24 protein-coding genes are annotated in these 18,437 nt (G+C 54.5%); 15 read left to right on the forward strand and 9 right to left on the reverse strand.

What is annotated here, in order from left to right:
- The 5 genes from AC6CDK_RS04070 to AC6CDK_RS04090 form a co-directional block, all read left to right on the forward strand.
- Nucleotides 1–349: chaperone modulator CbpM (locus AC6CDK_RS04070; protein ID WP_226048453.1), on the forward strand; the 349-nt coding region annotated here is incomplete at its 5' end.
- 20 nt (nucleotides 350–369) lie between these two features.
- Nucleotides 370–867, forward strand: coding sequence for a phosphate-starvation-inducible PsiE family protein (locus tag AC6CDK_RS04075; protein ID WP_108103957.1), 498 nt, complete (start codon nucleotides 370–372; stop codon nucleotides 865–867).
- 30 nt (nucleotides 868–897) lie between these two features.
- Nucleotides 898–2,028, forward strand: a complete 1,131-nt coding sequence (locus AC6CDK_RS04080; protein ID WP_108103958.1) for a S1C family serine protease — start codon at nucleotides 898–900, stop codon at nucleotides 2,026–2,028.
- A gap of 26 nt (nucleotides 2,029–2,054) precedes the next feature.
- Entirely contained in the window at nucleotides 2,055–2,663 is a 609-nt protein-coding gene (locus tag AC6CDK_RS04085) for a hypothetical protein (protein ID WP_192905689.1), read from the forward strand.
- Between the two features lies 1 nt (nucleotide 2,664).
- Complete coding sequence (locus AC6CDK_RS04090) at nucleotides 2,665–3,108, forward strand: thioredoxin family protein (RefSeq protein WP_108103960.1); 444 nt, start codon at nucleotides 2,665–2,667, stop codon at nucleotides 3,106–3,108.
- Between the two features lie 164 nt (nucleotides 3,109–3,272).
- On the opposite strand, the gene AC6CDK_RS04095 is transcribed toward AC6CDK_RS04090, so the two are convergent.
- From AC6CDK_RS04095 to AC6CDK_RS04135, 9 genes are all read right to left on the reverse strand, one after another.
- A complete protein-coding gene (locus AC6CDK_RS04095; protein ID WP_192905690.1) occupies nucleotides 3,273–3,581 on the reverse strand; it encodes a hypothetical protein in 309 nt (102 codons plus the stop codon).
- A gap of 7 nt (nucleotides 3,582–3,588) precedes the next feature.
- Nucleotides 3,589–4,476 (reverse strand): ParM/StbA family protein, encoded by an 888-nt coding sequence (locus AC6CDK_RS04100; RefSeq protein ID WP_108103962.1) that lies wholly within the window; start codon nucleotides 4,474–4,476, stop codon nucleotides 3,589–3,591.
- Nucleotides 4,477–4,653: 177 nt separating this feature from the next.
- On the reverse strand, nucleotides 4,654–5,286 hold the full coding sequence (locus tag AC6CDK_RS04105; protein WP_108103963.1) for a hypothetical protein: 633 nt from the start codon (nucleotides 5,284–5,286) through the stop codon (nucleotides 4,654–4,656).
- 68 nt (nucleotides 5,287–5,354) lie between these two features.
- Nucleotides 5,355–5,834 (reverse strand): hypothetical protein, encoded by a 480-nt coding sequence (locus tag AC6CDK_RS04110; protein WP_108103964.1) that lies wholly within the window; start codon nucleotides 5,832–5,834, stop codon nucleotides 5,355–5,357.
- Entirely contained in the window at nucleotides 5,803–6,429 is a 627-nt protein-coding gene (locus AC6CDK_RS04115) for a sigma-70 family RNA polymerase sigma factor (protein ID WP_108103965.1), read from the reverse strand. Before AC6CDK_RS04115 ends, AC6CDK_RS04110 begins: the two co-directional genes overlap by 32 nt.
- Before the next feature lie 194 nt (nucleotides 6,430–6,623).
- The gene (locus AC6CDK_RS04120; protein WP_226048454.1) at nucleotides 6,624–6,914 is read right to left on the reverse strand and encodes a hypothetical protein; all 291 of its coding nucleotides are present in this window, start codon (nucleotides 6,912–6,914) and stop codon (nucleotides 6,624–6,626) included.
- A gap of 268 nt (nucleotides 6,915–7,182) precedes the next feature.
- Nucleotides 7,183–8,022 carry a plasmid replication initiator TrfA gene (trfA, locus tag AC6CDK_RS04125; protein ID WP_108103967.1) on the reverse strand — a complete coding sequence of 280 codons (840 nt, stop codon included), beginning with the start codon at nucleotides 8,020–8,022 and terminating at the stop codon, nucleotides 7,183–7,185.
- Nucleotides 8,023–8,063: 41 nt separating this feature from the next.
- Nucleotides 8,064–8,237: a helix-turn-helix transcriptional regulator gene (locus tag AC6CDK_RS04130; RefSeq protein ID WP_108103968.1), complete on the reverse strand. Its 174-nt coding sequence runs from the start codon at nucleotides 8,235–8,237 to the stop codon at nucleotides 8,064–8,066.
- Between the two features lie 42 nt (nucleotides 8,238–8,279).
- Complete coding sequence (locus AC6CDK_RS04135) at nucleotides 8,280–8,519, reverse strand: hypothetical protein (RefSeq protein ID WP_108103969.1); 240 nt, start codon at nucleotides 8,517–8,519, stop codon at nucleotides 8,280–8,282.
- Nucleotides 8,520–8,709: 190 nt separating this feature from the next.
- Between AC6CDK_RS04135 and AC6CDK_RS04140 the strand changes: the two genes are divergently transcribed.
- The 10 genes from AC6CDK_RS04140 to AC6CDK_RS04185 are packed head-to-tail and all read left to right on the forward strand — an operon-like array spanning nucleotide 8,710 to nucleotide 18,432.
- Nucleotides 8,710–9,309 (forward strand): OmpA family protein, encoded by a 600-nt coding sequence (locus AC6CDK_RS04140; RefSeq protein ID WP_192905691.1) that lies wholly within the window; start codon nucleotides 8,710–8,712, stop codon nucleotides 9,307–9,309.
- Nucleotides 9,306–10,058, forward strand: a complete 753-nt coding sequence (locus AC6CDK_RS04145) for a DsbC family protein (RefSeq protein ID WP_192905692.1) — start codon at nucleotides 9,306–9,308, stop codon at nucleotides 10,056–10,058. Before AC6CDK_RS04140 ends, AC6CDK_RS04145 begins: the two co-directional genes overlap by 4 nt.
- A gap of 55 nt (nucleotides 10,059–10,113) precedes the next feature.
- Nucleotides 10,114–10,413 carry a hypothetical protein gene (locus AC6CDK_RS04150; protein ID WP_045667281.1) on the forward strand — a complete coding sequence of 100 codons (300 nt, stop codon included), beginning with the start codon at nucleotides 10,114–10,116 and terminating at the stop codon, nucleotides 10,411–10,413.
- 52 nt (nucleotides 10,414–10,465) lie between these two features.
- Complete coding sequence (locus tag AC6CDK_RS04155; protein ID WP_108103972.1) at nucleotides 10,466–10,732, forward strand: type IV conjugative transfer system protein TraL; 267 nt, start codon at nucleotides 10,466–10,468, stop codon at nucleotides 10,730–10,732.
- A gap of 22 nt (nucleotides 10,733–10,754) precedes the next feature.
- Entirely contained in the window at nucleotides 10,755–11,333 is a 579-nt protein-coding gene (locus AC6CDK_RS04160; protein WP_192905693.1) for a type IV conjugative transfer system protein TraE, read from the forward strand.
- Nucleotides 11,333–12,268 carry a type-F conjugative transfer system secretin TraK gene (locus AC6CDK_RS04165; protein ID WP_192905694.1) on the forward strand — a complete coding sequence of 312 codons (936 nt, stop codon included), beginning with the start codon at nucleotides 11,333–11,335 and terminating at the stop codon, nucleotides 12,266–12,268. Before AC6CDK_RS04160 ends, AC6CDK_RS04165 begins: the two co-directional genes overlap by 1 nt.
- Nucleotides 12,258–13,526, forward strand: a complete 1,269-nt coding sequence (locus AC6CDK_RS04170; protein WP_192905695.1) for a TraB/VirB10 family protein — start codon at nucleotides 12,258–12,260, stop codon at nucleotides 13,524–13,526. The genes AC6CDK_RS04165 and AC6CDK_RS04170 overlap by 11 nt, the downstream gene beginning before the upstream one ends.
- A complete protein-coding gene (gene traV / locus AC6CDK_RS04175; protein WP_192905696.1) occupies nucleotides 13,523–14,020 on the forward strand; it encodes a type IV conjugative transfer system lipoprotein TraV in 498 nt (165 codons plus the stop codon). The genes AC6CDK_RS04170 and traV overlap by 4 nt, the downstream gene beginning before the upstream one ends.
- Before the next feature lie 4 nt (nucleotides 14,021–14,024).
- A complete protein-coding gene (locus tag AC6CDK_RS04180) occupies nucleotides 14,025–16,472 on the forward strand; it encodes a TraC family protein (RefSeq protein ID WP_192905697.1) in 2,448 nt (815 codons plus the stop codon).
- Complete coding sequence (locus tag AC6CDK_RS04185) at nucleotides 16,435–18,432, forward strand: hypothetical protein (RefSeq protein WP_226048463.1); 1,998 nt, start codon at nucleotides 16,435–16,437, stop codon at nucleotides 18,430–18,432. The genes AC6CDK_RS04180 and AC6CDK_RS04185 overlap by 38 nt, the downstream gene beginning before the upstream one ends.
- The last annotated feature ends 5 nt before the right edge of the window (nucleotides 18,433–18,437 follow it).

Raw genomic sequence — 18,437 nt, forward strand, 5'->3', positions numbered from 1 at the left:
GCCAAAGAATCGCGATTCGATCCGCGTGTGTAACCGGGGAGCAGTTATGACAGCACAACAGTATGAAATCATCATAAGCAGAAAACATGAACTGGTCTCCATGCCGGGCTTAACAATTCATGAGTTAAGTCGGTTGTGTGATTGCCACCTATCGGTGGCAAAGCGGCTCTTTTCCATTGGATTGATCGAGCCGTTATCGACAGGAACCCCCCATCTGTTCGACCGAAGCGCTGTGGTCAGGGCCAGAAAAGCCTTGCGCCTGAAGCGTGACCTTGGCCTCAATTTCGATGCCGTGGCATTGGTGATGGAACTGTTGGACCGCATTGACGACCTGGAACGGAGACTCTGAATTTGAGCGGAGTTTGTGTGATGAATGAACGAAGCAGACATCCATCATGGACGCATGAGATAGCCGAAAAGATAAGGAAAGCTAAACTTTACAATCTATTCGAGCATTTGATCGCCAACATTTTGGTGCTGCTCATTTCGTTTATAGTGATTGTTGCCCTCTATAAGTTGGGTGAGGATGTTGTTAATCTGTTGGTGAGCAGGGCTTTCGATCCGCTGAAACACGAGACATTCCAGACCGTGTTCGGCGGGATCATGACCCTGCTCATTGCCATGGAGTTCAAGCACTCCATTTTAGTCGTCACCAAGCGTCAACAGAACATTATTCAGGTCAAGACAGTAATCCTCGTCTCATTGCTTGCCTTGGCCCGTAAATTCATCATCCTGGACATCCACGCCCTTGAAGCGGCCAAGATCGCCGCACTGGCTCTGGCACTCGTCGCTCTAGGGGCCGTGTACTGGCTGATGCGGGAACGGGATGCCTGGAACATGGAACATGGCCGGCAAGAAGAAGGATAAATCTTATTGTTTGTATGATCGGAGTACCACATGCCTCAGTATTCGCCAAGTGACCCTTTCCTGCGCCGATTGCGCTGGCTGACCATCGCGGTCATCACCGTGCTGTTCGCCTGGCATGCCCTGTCGTGGGCGGACCGGGCTTTCCAGAAAGAATCGGCAACACCGCGAGCGGTAACCGCCCGGGGCGATCTGGCCGCCGATGAGAAATCGACCATCGAACTGTTCGAACGGTCCCGCGATTCGGTCGTGTATATTTCAACCTCGGAACGGGTCATGGACTTCTGGAGCCGCAATATCTTCACCATCCCTCGTGGCACCGGGTCCGGGTTCATTTGGGATGACAAGGGACATGTGGTCACCAATTACCATGTCATCGATGGGGCCTCGGAAGCACGGGTCAGATTGTCGGATGGCAAGGAGTACAAGGCCAGTCTGGTCGGCGCCAGTCCCATGCACGACCTGGCGGTGCTGAAGATCGCTACCGGCTTCAAAGGGCATTCGCTGCCGGTGGGGACCTCTCACAACCTGAAGGTCGGACAGAAGGTCTTTGCCATCGGCAATCCCTTCGGCCTCGACTGGACCCTGACTACCGGGATCGTCTCTGCTCTGGACCGGTCATTGAAGGGAGAATCCGGCAGCGTCATCGAGCATCTGATCCAGACCGATGCCGCCATCAACCCGGGCAATTCCGGCGGGCCGTTGCTTGATTCCGCCGGTCGGCTCATCGGCATCAATACCGCCATCTACAGCCCGTCCGGCGCATCCGCCGGGGTCGGATTCGCGGTTCCGGTTGATACTGTCAACCGGGTGGTTCCGCAACTGATTGGTCAAGGGAAATATGTTCGTCCATCCTTGGGAATTGAAATTGATCAGGATCTCAACGAGGCGATTACCGAGCAGCTTGGCGTCAAAGGTGTGGCAATACTCAAGGTGCGTTCAAATTCTCCGGCAGCGCGTGCAGGGTTCAAAGGCATAACCATTAACCGTGACCGAACATTTACTCCGGGGGATATCATTATAGCCGTACAAGGAAAACAGGTCGAAACGACTCCCAAATTGCTGGCTCGACTGGATGACTTCAAGGCGGGCGATACGGTGACCATCACCATTCTCCGTGACGGCAAACAGCAGCAGCGCAGCGTTCAGTTGCAAGCAGAGTAAGCAAAATCAAGCCAGGGAGAAGCGGAATGCCCCAAACCATTGACGATCTCATCCGACGGATCAAGGAACTGCAGGAGGAACTCGAAGTCGAGTTCAAGAAGAAACGGGACGAATTCGAGTTCATCATCGAAAAGAAACGGGTTCGTTTTGCCGAGGAGGTAGCACGGCAGCAACGCCGCCTGAAAATCGGCTGGTTCCGCTATATGATCAAATCAAGACCGCTCAATGTCCTGACCGCTCCGGTTATTTACGCGGGGTTCATCCCCTTCATAATCCTGGATCTGTTTCTCTGGCTTTATCAGTCGATCTGCTTTCCTGTGTACGGCATTCCCAAGGCAAAGCGCTCCGATTATCTGATTTTCGACCGGGAAGACCTCCCGTACCTGAACGTCATCGAGAAGTTCAACTGTTTCTACTGTTCCTATGGCAACGGCCTGATGGCCTACGGTCGGGAGATTGCCGCACGGACCGAACAATACTGGTGCCCGATCAAGCATGCCCGCCGGATAAAAGCGGCTCACGAGCATTATCCGCGCTTCTTCGAGTACGGCGACGCCGAGAGCTGGCAGAAAGGGCTGGAACGGCTGCGTCGGCAATATCCAAAAGAACAACAACCTGCAACCGAGGTGAAGTGACATGGCTACGGCAAGCTACCTGATTTCCTGCCCGTCCTGCGGTACTGGTAACCGTATCCCGGCTGATAAAGAGGGCCTGCGGGGACGCTGCGGTAACTGTAAGTCATCTTTACCGCCGTTGTACTGCCATCCCCAGCAGGTGACCGACCGGACCTTCGACTCCTTCATCAACTACTATCCTGGTCCGGTGCTGGCAGAGTTTTGGGCACCCACCTGACCGCACTGCCATACCTTCGCACCGGTGGTGCAAACAGTTGCTGAAAGACTGGCCGGCCAGGCGGCTGTATTACAAATCAATACCCAGGACAGCCCGTCGTTGGCGGCTCGCTTCAGTATCCGTGGTATACCGGCAATAGTACTGTTGAAGCATGGACGCGTTGTTGATCAATTACCGGGAGCACAACCGATTGATGCGGTTCTGGCATGGTTCCGCCGGAAAGCATGATGAAATCGAATTTGACTCATGGCAAGCAACGGCAAAAACCAACAGCAGTAGCACAGCGTCACTCTAAAGGACTGCATATAGTTGCTTTGTTAAGGGTGCTAAGGGGGGATGGTCCTTCTGGCCGTCTTCGGACTTTTTTCCGATGTGAAAGTGTGACCATGTCCCTAATTCAAGATACTGCTCAATATATCGCTACAATCGGCGTTTGGGGTGAATGCAGAAGCACTTTTAGCCGATCTCAGTTCATCCTGCGGCTTATCTGCTGGTTTCATTTCACTCAATGTAGGAATTGCTGGCAATTGCTGACCTGCCGTGACTCCATCCATGTTGGCCAGCACCTGCTTTCCTCGCTCCGTTGAAAGAAATTGCTTGATCGCCTCGTGGGTGAATGTCGCCTGTTTTCTGCTTTTGCGTAACCGTTCGAAGGCATCGATAATTTCCGGATCATAGGTGGAAAGTTTGAGTGAGTACAAGGGCACATCACACCCCCTTGGCAAAGGCGAGCGTCTGGAATCCCCTGGCATTGGCATATTCCGGTTCCGGTAGTACAATAACCTCGATGTTTCTGGCAGGCAGGCCGTTCTTCAGGAATGCGGCACCGCCGCCGAACAGCAGGACACGATCAAAATCGGCATGCATCCCGACATGAGCCTGCAACTCACCCTGAATATCACGGATGATGTGCTCAATATAGGCAACGCCAGCTTCCTGGATCTCCCGGATGACATCGTGCCGCTCGAAGCCGTACTGCAGGTAGCCCTTCTCGATCAGGAAGGCGATTTCCACGGGGGTGAAGGTGCCAGAAGGCGCGAGATCCTTGATCCGTGGCAGCAGAAAGCTGGTGGCCATCTGGTGGACACCCCGCTTGTTGAGGGTCTTGCCATGGATGATCTGTTTTTTATGAGGTGAGAACAGGGTGAAGATGATGGTGTTGAAGCCGATATCGATGCCGAGAACATTGCCCGTCGGACGCTCCAGAAGTCCGTCAAGATAATCCCTCAGTCCTCCTAGCCCCTGCGGGAATACCGCCACCTCCTTGATTGCCCCACCGGTCAGTGACTTTGCCAAGGCCGACACGGCGCCGCCCGGCTTATGCTGCTCCTGCCAGTAGGAATACGGCAGCCCAACGGCAAGAAGGATGTCACCATCACAGCCAGCCTGTTTCAAGCACTGTTCCACAAATACCGGATAGTAGCGCACGAGCTCTTCCATCGTTTTCAGATAGGAAGAGCCCGATGACATCAGCGAATCTTCCCCGATCAGCAGATTTTCGCCGTTGTAGCTGAACGCAGAAATGATCCTTCCCTTGCGCTCCCCGTAAATCCACTTGGCCGAAGAAAACCCGAGATCACACACCAGCACATTCATATAAACCCCCAAAAAGTTTGTAAGGCAGGTATGCCTCCATACAAAATATCTATAGGGGGGGCAGGTGCCGGTGGCAAATATGGGGATATATTTGGTGACAAATTTGCCACCTCCGGAACTTGGCGCAAATTTGGTAACAAACTTGGTACCAAATATGGCGCAAATACGGAGAAGTGACTATTTGACTCCACTGGCCGGACAAAACTCGTTGCCAGATCTGCTGAGAAGCCAGTCAATTCGTTTCACATATTCGTGCATCAGATGCACCGACTTTATGGCGTAGAAAACATCATCCCAGTTCCTGCCACTGGCTTCGATGCCTGGACATTCCGGGACAGTCGCTAAAAATGCTTTCCGTTCCGAGCTCCATTCGATCAGTAGAGAAGCAGGCTTGGACCGGTATTTTCCCTTTTTCTCCGATTTGATCTTTGACCCATGGTACAGCCTGAGATAGACATCCGGGAAATCTCTCTTCAGCGCCACATGAGCAGCACTCTCTTCCTCTCCGTCAGGAGCAGATTTCAGCTCAGCTGCGGCCAAATGCGGATCAAGACGCCAACTGAGACACCATCGTCCAAAGGAGAATCCCTTTTGCCGGCATGCGGTCGTCAACTTTGGGTCGATATCGTATTGGCGGCGGTACTCGCTTCTAACCACAACTGGGACACGGCCAGTATCGCGCAGCAGATTATAGACCGAAGTCACGGTAGTTTTCCTCAGCGCCCTGGTGATCTCAACAACACTGAATCCTCTCGAAAACGCTTCGATGATCCGGCTGTTGAGAAGCTCTTCGATATCTTCAATCTTCATTGCAGACTCCTTGTCGTAATACAAACTTTTCTATAAAGACTTTTCCTTAGAAAAGTTTGTTAGTTGGATTATTTGACAGATTTCCTGCGCTGTTTTTCCATCGATTGCCGTTCCAAAGTCGTCAATGAAAGGTACAGTCTTCGACACTCTCCCCTGCAGCAGCGCAACATGTTGTAGGCAATCTGACGGATACGCTTGATCTTGAGCTCCGGATACTCAATGTGGAAATAGGTGCGAAGGTTATTGGCAACATCACGCACCGAGACCCTGTACCTGGGTCCGTTCTCTTTCGGGAGATAGGAATTCAAAATGTAACGCTCGATCTTGCCGAAGCTTGGGAATGCCAACATCAGCGCTCTCTTGTCTGATTTGAAGGACATGTTCATCCGGGCGACGTACCATTCATCCGCCCAAAGGCGGGAAAGCAGTTGCAGAGCGTGTTGATCTTTCTCATCCAAAGGCTCGGTCAACAGACCCTCGCCAACCATTCTTTTCAGAGCTTTCAGTGGTACTGGTTTATACTGCTGTGCTGCCTGTTCCAGGTTCATGGTGCATCTCCTTTCGTGATGGCGTATCTGGTGAAATGACGACAAAGTGCTTGGGATCAATGCCGCCTTTCTCGACAAGGGTTTTGATCCGGTCGAGTGCTCTACTGAGGATGTCTCTGACGTTAGAAACAACGCATCCCAGCCGATCAGCAATCTCGTAATTCGACATCTGTCCTTCCATACCGACTCCGAGCGCCCAGTAAAGGACCTGTTGCTCCTTTTCCGTGAGGTGATGGCGCACCGACTGGAATATCACCTCGATGTCGGGCTCTTTCTGTCTTCCCCCGGAGCTTATTTCAGCAACGACCGAAAGATCGTCAGAGCAGAAATGAGAGGGAATCGAATTCGATCCATGGGTCAGAATATCCGGCGCCGGGGTTATGACGCTGATCTGATTTCGGAATATCTTCCAGAAGGCAGCCTCGAATTTGATCTTCTTCTCGCTGTACCGGCTTGCAGCTACGAAAGCAGACTCATAGGCTTCCTGCATGTAGTCGCAATCTTCATAGGGTGAGAAATTCCGATACTTGGCGATATACCCTCTGATTACAGCCTCGTGATCTTTTACCCATTCCATAGCCTGCTGAAAGTCCATGTAGGAACCCTCCAGATAAAAAAAAGCCGGCCTCGAAGTCGTGCTTCGATGACCGGCTTTGCCTGTGCTCAACTCTGTGAGCTTGGCCGTGCCAGAATGAATATTCGATTTAGCGGCTGATATGGCCTATGACCAAATCCAGTCGCTATACTGCCCTGGTGATCAAGTTATTCAGGGGAACAGGGAGGAATCAGTTACTTCAGCTTGATGCCTAAACATGCTGCTATGCGGATAATGTCCTGCTTCGATGCCGATTTTCGTAGATGATCCTCAACTCTTCTGCGTAGCTTTACAGTATCCATCTCCGCCATGATTCGTGTTCCGCATACCTGAATAGCGCCATCCTCGGTCAGAGACACCGCACCGTCCGCGCATGCCTGTTCAATGACGATGATATTTGGAGTCCCTTTCGCAAGCACAAATGAACCCTCCGAAAAGACAACGGTCTGGCCTGATCGGCGCAAATACGAGACCACTGTTCTCATTGCTTCATCCGGAAATGGGCAGTTCATCGTATTCCTTCCTGTCAATCCGACGCCTCTTATGGTTAAAAATTGGTTAAAAGAAGGTTAGTAGGGTGTTGATAACCTTCTAACCAATCGATTGTTCATTGAAATCAGGACAATGGCGGTCGGCCAAAAGTCATGGTTCGGGTCGGTCAATAGTCAATAGTTCGGTAGGCCAAAAGTCAGTACCGGTCGGCCAAAGGTCAATAGTCAGTCGGTCAAAAGTCAATGTCCGGTCGGTCATAGGTCAATGCCTCCGGACAACCACAACAAGTTCATCCTTCAGATCCCACGCTTCCAGAAAGCCTGATTCCTTGAGAAGTTCGAGAGCCCTTTTCAACTCAGCCTTGAAATGCTTTGCCTGCATGCCGGAGCCGCAGAGCTTCAGCAGAGTCTCGACCTTTACCGGGTATGGTTTCCGGTGGCTGGCCCAGTATCCGAACAGTTTTGAGGCAATTCCGTCGGGCAAGGACCGCCTGGTATCCCACATCACCTTGGTGAGAAATTCCTCGTCGAACAGCAACTGCATCTCTTTGCCGACCCACACCTGCCATCGGGTCAGGTTCTCGTTTCGCTCGTTCCTGGACATGAACTTCTGGATCAGTGAAATACTGACAAAGCTGTGCAGGCGCTTGGACTGTATTCGCAACGCTGTGGCCTGCATTCGACTCAGACAATTCCGAAGCCGCTCATAGCTCTGGCCCTTGATGGGCCATCCGAGTGCCTTGATGAACGAATAGGGGGTAAACTCAACGCATTCCCCCAGCGGGCTCTTCTTAATCAAGTGCATCAAGTGCATCCACACCAGCTCGTCATCCTGCCGAAGCTCTTCCCCTCGATAGATGACCTGACCATCGCCAATCACGGCAATCTCCACTTCCTTCATGAACATGCGTGGCAGGTTCCGGTTACGGCAGTTGAATAGCGCCGACCGCAAAATCTCGTTGGGTAACGCCCTGTAGCTCTCCGGCCAATCGGGAAGGTATTTGGGTCTGGCCGCGATGCTCGCCAGCAATTCATTGAATGAGTCAGGTGCTTGCGATTCCTTGGAGTCCGAAAACAGCATGGGTTGAAGATGATCATGCAACCGGGACCTCCCGAATCGGCGTTATTGAAATGATGCTTGTCTCAGGCACTTTTCCGTGCCTCGATCCACGATGCGACTTCCTCAGTTCTCCAGCGTTTGCATCCCATCAGGATGACCGGTTTGGGAAAATCCTGGTATCTCAGCATCCTCCAGAGCGTTGCACGCGATACGTTCATGATTTCCATCAGGTCACGCTGCCTCAAAAGTGCTTCCATTGCTTTTCCTCCGTTCTTGGTGTTTCTCCCTGTCTCTAATATCTATAAGGGGGGCAGGTACAATTTGTGTTCTGACCCGATAAAGTCGTGTAACTGACTAAAAGTTCGTATGAAAAAAATTTCGCCATGGGAATGTCCGGATTCTTTGAGGGTGCCCATGCCGGGAGGGACCGGCAGGCAGGTACTGGTCATTTCCGCCAGATTGGCTTCATTGCCGCCCAGCAGTTTTTTCATCTTCGCCATTCCTTCGGCCTGACCATCACCGAAGATGTAGATATTCATTCCACATTCTGATGCTTCCAGCTCACCCAGTAACCTAACCACTTCCCCACACGAACATTCCTGAACAGAGTCGTATTTGAGCAGATGAGCAAGAGTTGGCGCGTTACCCAGATCAGTGACGGCGACCGCACCTGCCCCCCCTATAGATTATGTGTATGAAGCACACTCCTACTGGAGGCCTGTTCTCCTTATGAAATCGCTCAACATCACCGCACTGGCGTTGATTCTTCCTCTGGCAGCCCATGCCGCAGAGATCCGCCAGCGGCCATTCAGTTATTCGCTCGATGCAGGTACGGCTAAACAGGATGACCAGTTCGTTGTCTGTTCCGACTGCCCTGATCACCGGCTTTCACCCCTGCCAGTGAAACCCAAGCTTACCGTGCGGCTTTCCGACCCGGCAAAACCGGAGCCGCAAGTCTCCCTTGAGACAAAGCCTGTTCAGTCATCCACCAACGGCGCCATTGAGACAGATATTAGGCTCACAACCGTGCAGTTCGATTTCGACAGCGAACGGCTGTCAGGTCATGAGCGTTTGAGATTCGATGGGCTATTGGTTGGATTGTCGAAGCAGAGCACGTTCGGACTGAAGGGCTACACCTGCACGATTGGGACGGATGACTACAACGAGAGGTTGTCGATCAGGAGAGCGAAGCACGTAGCAGGAATAATGAAATCTAATGGTTTTAATGTGGTGACTGTGGAGGGAAAAGGCAAGTGCTGCCCTGTTTCGACCGACAAGCGCCTGAACCGGCGCGTGGAAATCGTGGAACATCGAAAGGAGGAGAAGTGAAGATCATTAACGGCAGGACCATGATGGTTGGCGGATTGATGCTGCTTCTTGTAGCGGTCGCAGGGTTCTCCATGGCGAACGACGACGTGAAGACGGAGAAAGAGAATTTGATGAAGAGTTTCCCGAACCTGAGAATCGACAGTTTCAGAGAATCACCGCTCAAAGGACTCTACGAGATCACCGCAGGCGAGCAGGTATTCTACTTCAGCCCTGAAGGATACCTTTTCTTCGGGGAGATCTGGTCCAAGGACGGCAAGAACCTGACCGCTGAAATACGGGAAAAGGTTGTCGCAGAACGAATCAATGGTCTCCCCCTCGATAAAGCCCTGAAAATCGGTAATGGCCCGAAAAAGGTCATCGAGTTCACCGACCCCGACTGTCCATATTGTCGAAAAGTCGACGACTTCCTTGCGAAACGCACGGATGTGACGCGCTACATCTATTTCGTCCCGCTTCGCAGAATCCACCCCGACGCTGAAAAGAAGGCCCGTTACATCCTGTCACAGCCCGACAGGGGCAAGGCTTTTCACGAGGTCTTTACCGGACAACTGGACGGCAAACCGATTGCCATCGCCGACGGCGTGCAGCAACAGCAGCTGGAGGAGATGGAAAAAATTGCGGCTGGGATTGGGGTCCGGGGAACACCGGCACTCTGGATCGAAGGTGCTCACGTGAATGGTGCGGACATCCAACGGATATCCGGGCTGCTGGACAAGGGAAAGGAGGTGAGCAAGCCGCAATCGCACTGATTCTGTACCACTGTCACCGCAGCACCATCACGTAACCAGCACAAAGGAGAAATGAATGCAGAAACGGAAACTACTTTTGATGACCGCCGTCGCCATGATCGTGACCCTGGTGGCATCGCAGGCCATGGCCCTCGTTGCCCCGGTAGCCGGTTCCTTCGGTTTCGAGGCCTACGACTTCTTCATCAACAACATCCTCAAAGGTCCCTTTGGCGCAATTGCCGGCGTCCTGTCGATCATTGCCGGCGTCGTCGTCATGATCCAGCAAAAGATGGTCCCGGCAGTTCTCTGCATCCTGGGAGGGGTACTTGTCATCAACTCGGACAAGATCGTCACCTCGCTCGGGATGATCATCTGAACACAACGGGGGGCGAAAGCCCCCCTCACCACCTTTGTGAACGGAGCCGGATGTGACCCGCAAGTTTCCCCAATACCTGACCCAGCCGTTCCAGGTTCTCTGGTTTGAGCCCGATGACCTGGCGATTATGACGGCCAGCTTCATCCTGGCTCAGCAGTTCGGAGGGTGGCTCTGGCTGACAATGATCATCGTTCCATGGGCATACAGCCGCTTCAAGCGACAGTACCCGCGAGGCTTCCTGCGGCATGCGCTCTATTTTCTCGGCTTGGCACCAATGAAGGGGTACCCGCAGTTTTTCGATAAGGATTTTCTGGAATGACCACCACAGAGGGAGCAAAGAAGTGAACCTCGATATTTTCCTGCAGAAGAGTTCCAACATTTTCGCCGAGAACCGGTTGCTAAAGTTCGTTGTTGTGGCGCTCGGCATCGCCGTCGTCATCAACACCGCAGGCCTGTTCATGGCGTTGAACAGCCAGCGGGTCATCCTCGTGCCTCCGGTCGTCAACTCGAAAATCTCGGTTTCCGGAGACAAGGCCTCTGACGAGTACCTCAAGGAATTTGCCCGTTACATCCTGAACCTGGCCCTGACCTACAACCCGGTCAATGCCCGGTCGCAGTTCAGCGAACTGCTGGCCGTCTATGATCCCGCCCAGTTCCAGGCATCGCGGAAAGAGCTATACGAGCTGGCCGACAAAATTGAAAACACCAAGGCCTCCAGCGCCTTTTACATCCAGTCGATCATCAACGATACCGAAAAGCGCCGGCTCGAAGTCACCGGCACCAAGAAGACCTACATGGTGGACCAGAAGGCAGAGGACACCCTGAAGGTCTATCTCATCGACTACCGCATAGAAAACGGAAAATTCATCCTGGTCCGCCTCTACGAGAAGCCGGCCCAAGGCGAAAGCAAGGGGGCATGATGCGCAGCACGGTTATGTTACTGGCCGCATTGCTGGTTCCGGCAATACTCCACGCGGCTGATCAATCCGCAATCCAGAAAAAGAGAACCATCGATGACCAGGTTATGGAGAAACCGGTCGAAAGTGAATTTCCTACAGTGGTGCTGCCGGAGGCGACGACTACCATTCGCCTGTCCAGTTCGGATATGAACCGTATTTCCTGCCCGGCCGAGATCCGCGAGGCGCTCACCTCCACGGAAAAAGGGGTCACCATCAAGATCACCGGCAAGGATGCCTTCGTGAAATTTAAGGTCACGAAGAAAGGTGACAAGCTTTCCTATTCGACCACACCAACCGAGTTGTATGTCGTCTGCGGCGAGGAAACCTTCAGCATGATTGTGTTTCCCCAGAGGGTTCCTTCTCAGACCATCCGACTGTCGTCAGGCAGGGAACGCAAGATCAAGGAGAATCTCTCGCTCTATGCCGGGCTCCCCTTCGAGAAGAAGTTGCTTCGCGCCATTCGGGACGTTTACACCGAGAACATCCCCGATTCCTACTCCGTGGTTCGCAAGGACAAGCGGTTTTCCATATTCAGGGAAATTGTCCTGACACTGAAGCGCACCGTGGATATCGAAGGCGAAGGGCTCCGGATCAAGGAGTATGAGGTGAACCTGCGGGGGGAGCCGGCTGAGTTCAGGATGAACGAGAAGATGTTCCTGAGAACGGAGTTGGCGGAAAACCCGGTGGCTGTCGCACTCGAACGACACATTCTGCGTCAGGGGGATACCTCACGGATCTTTGTGGTGGAGCAGCGGGCGGAGAAACAGGAAGGCCGGAAATTGGCCGGCGAGCTGCCGGTCATGGATCATTCCGCTTCCAGCCAGAAGGCAAAGCTGGACACTGCCCAGAAACCGCAACCGGCACCGGCTGACCAGGAGGCGGATGATGAAAAATAAGCTGCTGTCTTACTGGAACGGCCTGACCGGCAACCAGAGGCGACTGTTGGTCTGGGGGGGCGGTGTAGCCATTTTCGGTCTGACTTTCGTGCTCGGGAGCATGGCCATGAACCGCGGCAAGTCGTCTCAACCGGTGAGGAGCACAAAGCAGGCACCGTTGAGCATCGAACCAAAGCTTCTGGAGAAGTCGCAGTACCTTGAGAGCCAGAAGGAAATAGCCAAGCGGGATGACAAGGTTGCCGAACTCCAGCAAAAGCTCGATGAAATAACCCGGGAGAAAAAGGGAGATGCACCGGCAGCTCCAGTGCTGCAGCCGGGAACGTCACTTCCCATATCAGGTGATGCCCGCAATGCTGCATCTGCCCAGGGGCAGGTTCAAAAAGCCGGTTCGGGACGATCCGTACTGGCAAAACAGCCGCTGCCGCCACCGCCAATTCCGCAGACCAGTTCCATTCCGCTGCCGCCTCCTCCCACGTCAGCGCAGACGATGGCTGCCGGACAACCGCCATCACTCCCCGAGACCGAAATAGGCGACATCGCCGTCGTGTCGTCACCCGGGGCAGGAAAGCAGGCGAAAGCCGAATCGGAGGATAAAAAAAAAGACGCAGCAGGTTCAGTTTATCTGCCGCCTTCCTTTATGGAGGCGACCCTGTTGAGTGGCCTGGACGCCCCGACCACTTCGGAAGCCAAAGGTAACCCGGTCCCGGTACTGCTCAGGGTCAAGACTCCGGCGGTTCTGCCCAACAGCGTGAAAGCCAACCTCAAGGGATGTTTTGTCATCGCTGACGGCAAGGGGAACCTGGCTACTGAGCGGGCCGAACTGCTGCTGGTCTCCCTGTCATGCCTCGACCGTAAGGGGCAGGCCGTGGTTGACCAGAAGGTCAAGGGATTTGTCGTCGACGCAGATGGCAAGATCGGCCTGCGGGGACGGGTCGTGGCCAAGATGGGTTCTATGATTGCGAGGAGCATGCTGGCCGGTTTCTTCGGCGGTGCCGGTGACGCTATCAAGGCGTCGGCGACAACTTTAGCCGTCAGTCCTCTCGGCACCACCCAGACCGTAGATCCAAAGGATATTGCCATGTCAGGCGCCGGATCAGGGCTGTCGAGCGGCTTCAAAGAGATCCAGAAGTTCTACATGGAACTGGCCAAGCAGACCATGCCGGTCATCGAGGTAGGCGCCACGAAGCCGGTGACGCTGGTCATTAGCGAGGGGATCAACCTGGAAATCAAAAAGATCGCCAAGGGAGGCGGAAAGTGAAGAGAACACTGGCTCTGGCGGGAATGCTGCTCATGAGCGGCTGTGCCCTGCTCAATCCTTACGAAAGCAATTTCAGTTGCCCGGAGAGTTACAACGGCAAATGTGTCTCAGTCCAGACGGCCTACAGCGAATCATCAGGCGGCGTTGCCAAAACTAAGGATATGGCTGCCGATCAATCCCGTGAGAACTGCGGACCAGAGTCCGATAATTCCGGCGCCTGCACCGAAAGCACGAAGGAAGCGGCAGGAACCAACCCAGCGTCGAAAGAGAACGGAGCCTTGACGAAATACCGTGCCGCACTCTTCGACAAATTCACCGGTCTACTCAAGGAGCCGGTCACGCCGGTCGTTGCTCCCCCCAAGACCATGCGGGTGCTTCTGCTTCCCTATACCGGGCAGGACAATGAGTTCTACATGCTGCGCTACGTTTACTTCTTCGTGGACGAACCGCGCTGGCTCCTGGGCGACACCGTGTCGTCCGGTGAGGAGGAGTAGCGTAATGGGGATCATGTCCGGTCTATTCGGAAAGGACGGTGGCATTACCAAGGGAGAGCTGGAACAGATATCCCGTCGGGAGAAGTTCTCCGATTACTTCCCCTGGATTGCCTACGACGACAGGAAAAATATCTACCTCAACACCGACAACACCTTCGGGATGATGTGGGAGTGCGCTCCCCTGGCATTCGCCTCCGAAACGAGCATCAAAACCCTGGAGGGAATCTTTCGCGTCAATCTGCCGGAAGGTTCGGTCATGCAGTTCATTCTGTTTGCCGACCCGTTTGTCGAACCGATTGTCAATGCCTATGGGGCTCAGAAGACGCGCAGCAGCAAGCTGGTCCACGATGTCTCCGACAATGTCATGCGGTTTTTCCAGGAGGGGGTGGAGGGGCTCGGCTGCCTGAGCGGTATTCCGGTGCGCACCTTCCGGATGTTCTTCACCGTGAAGTTTCCGGTCAAGGAGATCGGCCATGTGAACCTGGACGAAGTGTTCGGCACCATTCAGGAAGTGCTGCGCGGTGCCGGCCTCGCCCCGGTCGTGGTGGGACCGGGACGTCTGCTGGACTGGCTGCGGCGGATGCTGAACGAAGATCCGTCCGGCAATTCGACCCACTACGATGACCGGAACATCATCCGCAAACAGGTGCTGCTCGGTACGAAGATCGAAAAGCGCTTTACCTCGCTCCGCTTCGATAACAGACACTTCCGCTGTGTCACCCCCAAATCGTTCCCCCTGAATGGCGACCCGATCCAGACCAACCAGCTCTTCGGCGGGATCATGGGGATGGCGACCGACTCAGACCAGATCCGTACACCGTTCTTCTTCACTCTCAACATTCTTCTGCGTAACCAGAAGAACAAGCTTCACACCAAGTGCAACCTGGTCCTGCAGCAGCAGGGAGTGGGTAGCTTCGCCCCGTCGCTGGCTCGCAAGAAAGATGAATACCTCTGGGCCGTGGATGAATTGGAACGGGGTACCAAGTTCTACCGGATCATCCCGATCATGTGGGTCTACGGCAGTGACGAGTGGCTGGTGAACGAGTCAGTCACCCGGGCCAAGCGGGTCTGGGAGGGGCAAGGGTATGTCATGCAGGAAGACAAGGGGATTCTCCCGATCCTGTTCATCTCGTCGATGCCATTCGGCCTTTACGACAATGGCAGCAACATCGACACTCTTGACCGTGATCACATCATGCCGGTGGACAGTATCGCCGTGACCCTGCCGATCCAGGGTGATTTCTCGGGGCTGGGCAAGCCGGTCATGCTCTTTGCCGGGCGGAAAGGGAACCTGTTCGGCCTCGACATTTTCAACAAGGGGGTCAACAACCACAACGCCATGGTCTGCGCCTCCAGCGGCGCGGGAAAAAGCTTCTTCATCAATTACCTGGTCTACAACTACTTCGCCATGAACTCCAAGATCAGGATCATCGACATCGGCGGTTCCTACAAGAAGATGACCAAGCTGTTCGGTGCCCGCTACCTGGACTTCAGCGAGGATTCCCAGGTCTGCCTGAACCCTTTCACAAACATCATCGACCCCGAATACGACATTCCGGTCATTGCCCCCATCGTCGCTCAGATGGTTTTCTCCACCGGGAAGACCATCCCCAGCGAGACCGAGATGACCCTCATCAAGGGGGCCGTGCGCTGGGCCTGGCAGCAGGAGGGGAATGACGCCGGCATCGACACGGTCTACGAGTACTTGGCCAACTTCGAGCGCTATTCCTCCGAAGGGGGCGAGATCAAGGAGGCTGCCTCACGGCTGGCTTTCAACCTGGCCGATTTCCGGAGCGATGGGGCCTTTGGCCGCTTCTTCAACGGCAAGAGCAGCCTCGACATCTCCAACGACGAGTTCGTGGTGCTGGAGCTGGAGCATCTCAAGTCCCGCAAGGAGCTATTCCGGGTTGTTACCCTCCAGGTAATCAATGCCGTCACCCAGGATCTCTATCTCTCCGACAAGTCGGACCAGCGCCTGATCGTTTTTGACGAGGCGTGGCAGTTCCTTGGTGAAAGTTCGACTCTGAAGGAGGTTATCGAGGAAGGGTACCGCCGGGCCCGAAAATACGGCGGGAGTTTCACCATCATTACGCAGTCGGTTCTCGACATGAAACTGTTCGGTGGGGTCGGTGATGTGATCAGGAACAACTCCGCCTTCAAGTTCTTCCTGGAGTCGTCTGACTTCGAGAAGGCCCTGGACGAGAAGCTCCTCTATTACGACGACTTCACCATGCGGATTCTGAAGTCAACCAAGAGCAACAAGCCCAAGTATTCGGAGATCTTCATGGACACACCATTCGGCACCGGCGTCGGCAGGCTGGCAGTCGATCCGTTCTCCTATTACGTGTTCACGTCCGATGCGAGCGAGATCGCAGAAATAGAGGCAATGGTGGATGGCGGAGTTAGTTATGAGGATGCGATCCGTGAGATGGTCAAGAAATACCGCAGCTAGCCTGACCATGGCTATGGCGCTCGTGAGTTCGAATGCCCTGGCCGTTGACGGGAAGACCGCCGGCCAAAGTGCAGGTCAGACGGCTCTCTCCCGGTTCGGCACCAAAAGCGGCGTCAACAGCAACATCTCGATGCCGATGACCAACTCCTCGAACCTCATGCAGACCGTCAACGGCGCCACCAGCTTCCCGGCGACCCTGAATGCCCCCTCATCGGCAAAGTTCCTGGAGGTAATGATCCAACCGTCAGGCACCGGCGACCTGCAGCAGGTCATAGTCAGCCAGGATCTCAATACCGATGGCGCCATCGACAATGTCCACACCGTTCCGGCGCTCGTTTCAGGAGTCTGCGCCAACGGCTTCATCTCCTGCACTGCCGGCAGCTGGTCGAACTGCAAATACTACACGTGGGCAGCCGATGCCGATGGCCGCGTTACCGAAGCGCCGGCTTCCATCACCGACCTGGGGGGCTGCTATTGCATCAACAGCAGCTGTGGCAGCAACCTGGTCTGGGTTAACAGCGCCATTGTGCTCAAGGATATCGGCGGTGGTATCGTCAACGCCGTCCATACCAGCAACACCCAGTTCACCATCACCAATGTCGCCACCGACATTACCACCATCACCTACTATGGACAGGTGACCACCCAGACGAACAACGCCGCGGCAAGTGTCTCAGCCTTTGCTTCATCACCGACCGTCTCCACTCTGTCGAGTTACTACACCAACTGGCCACAACTGACCGCCGCTCGGGATTCTGCCGCCATCGCCCAGTCTTCCGATCCCAGCAGTTTTTACTATCTGATTTCCAACTCAGGAGCGGCACGACAGGCGCAGGGCAAATCAAGCATTTGCACCGTCGACCGGGCTGGCCGTGTCGATACCACCGTCAAATCCTTCAATGATTCCGGAAACAGCTCACTCTGTACCGATCACCTGGTCTACATGCGGGTTCACAAGGTCGATGACCTGACCTACAAGCTGGAATACCTGGATACCGGCCCGGGCGGACCAGGGGCGGCACACAACAACTGTGGCGGCAGTCCCGGAGGGGATGGCTGGCATGTGGTCAAGACCGTGACCGTATCGACCCCGGACCCGGCCAAGCTCGGTCAGATCATGTCCGCCACATTCAACATGAACAACATGAGCGGTGGCGGCTGTAACTCCGCTTCGGCCTCGGTGGACGGGATCATCAACGGCTTCGATACCTCTGTTCAGACCGGCATCGTCTGCCCGGCCAAGGGGGCCCAGGGGGTGTCGTTCGACTGGAGCTATTTCTTCGACTTCAAGGAAGATACCTACACGGAAGGGGTAGAAGACAAATGTGCAGCCCTGGCCAACGACCCGGACTGCCGACTCAAGGAAGAGGATATTGACGGTGTCGTGACTTACCAGAACTTCAATCCGACCGGTTTTAATCCGCTCCCGTCCTGCAAGAACTTCACTGGTCAGGTGGGTACCAATAAGATCTGCCGGGACTGGTGGCACAAGAAGCGTACCTATGTCTGCGGCAGCACGCAATACGACTTCTCCGACGTGGCGACCCGCTTCGGGCAGGTGGTTTCCTCCGCCAGCGACAATACCTCGAACCTGACCTTTCAGGACCCGCGTCTCGGTCCCACCGGTTGGACCATAGCCAATGGCAGCATCAATCTGCCGCAGCGGGACCCGGTTTCGGAATGCGAAGTGGCCTGCAAGACCCGCATCGCCAAGACCGACACCCAGGTAACGACGACCGGGACGGTCAATGACATGCGGGTTCCCGCCCAGTCCTACGACATCTTCTACAAGACCTGCATCAATAGCAGCTGTCCTGCCGACCCGGGCGAGGAAATCGTCATCGATTGCCAGTGCATCAACGAGTTTGCCGAGGCTGCCACAGTGATCCAGACACTCAGGCTGGCCGGCAAGGACAACATCTGTTCCAGCGGCCAGAAACAGCCGATGCAGTCGAGGTAAGACCA

The organism is Geobacter sp. PheSNFMC, from assembly GCF_059620965.1.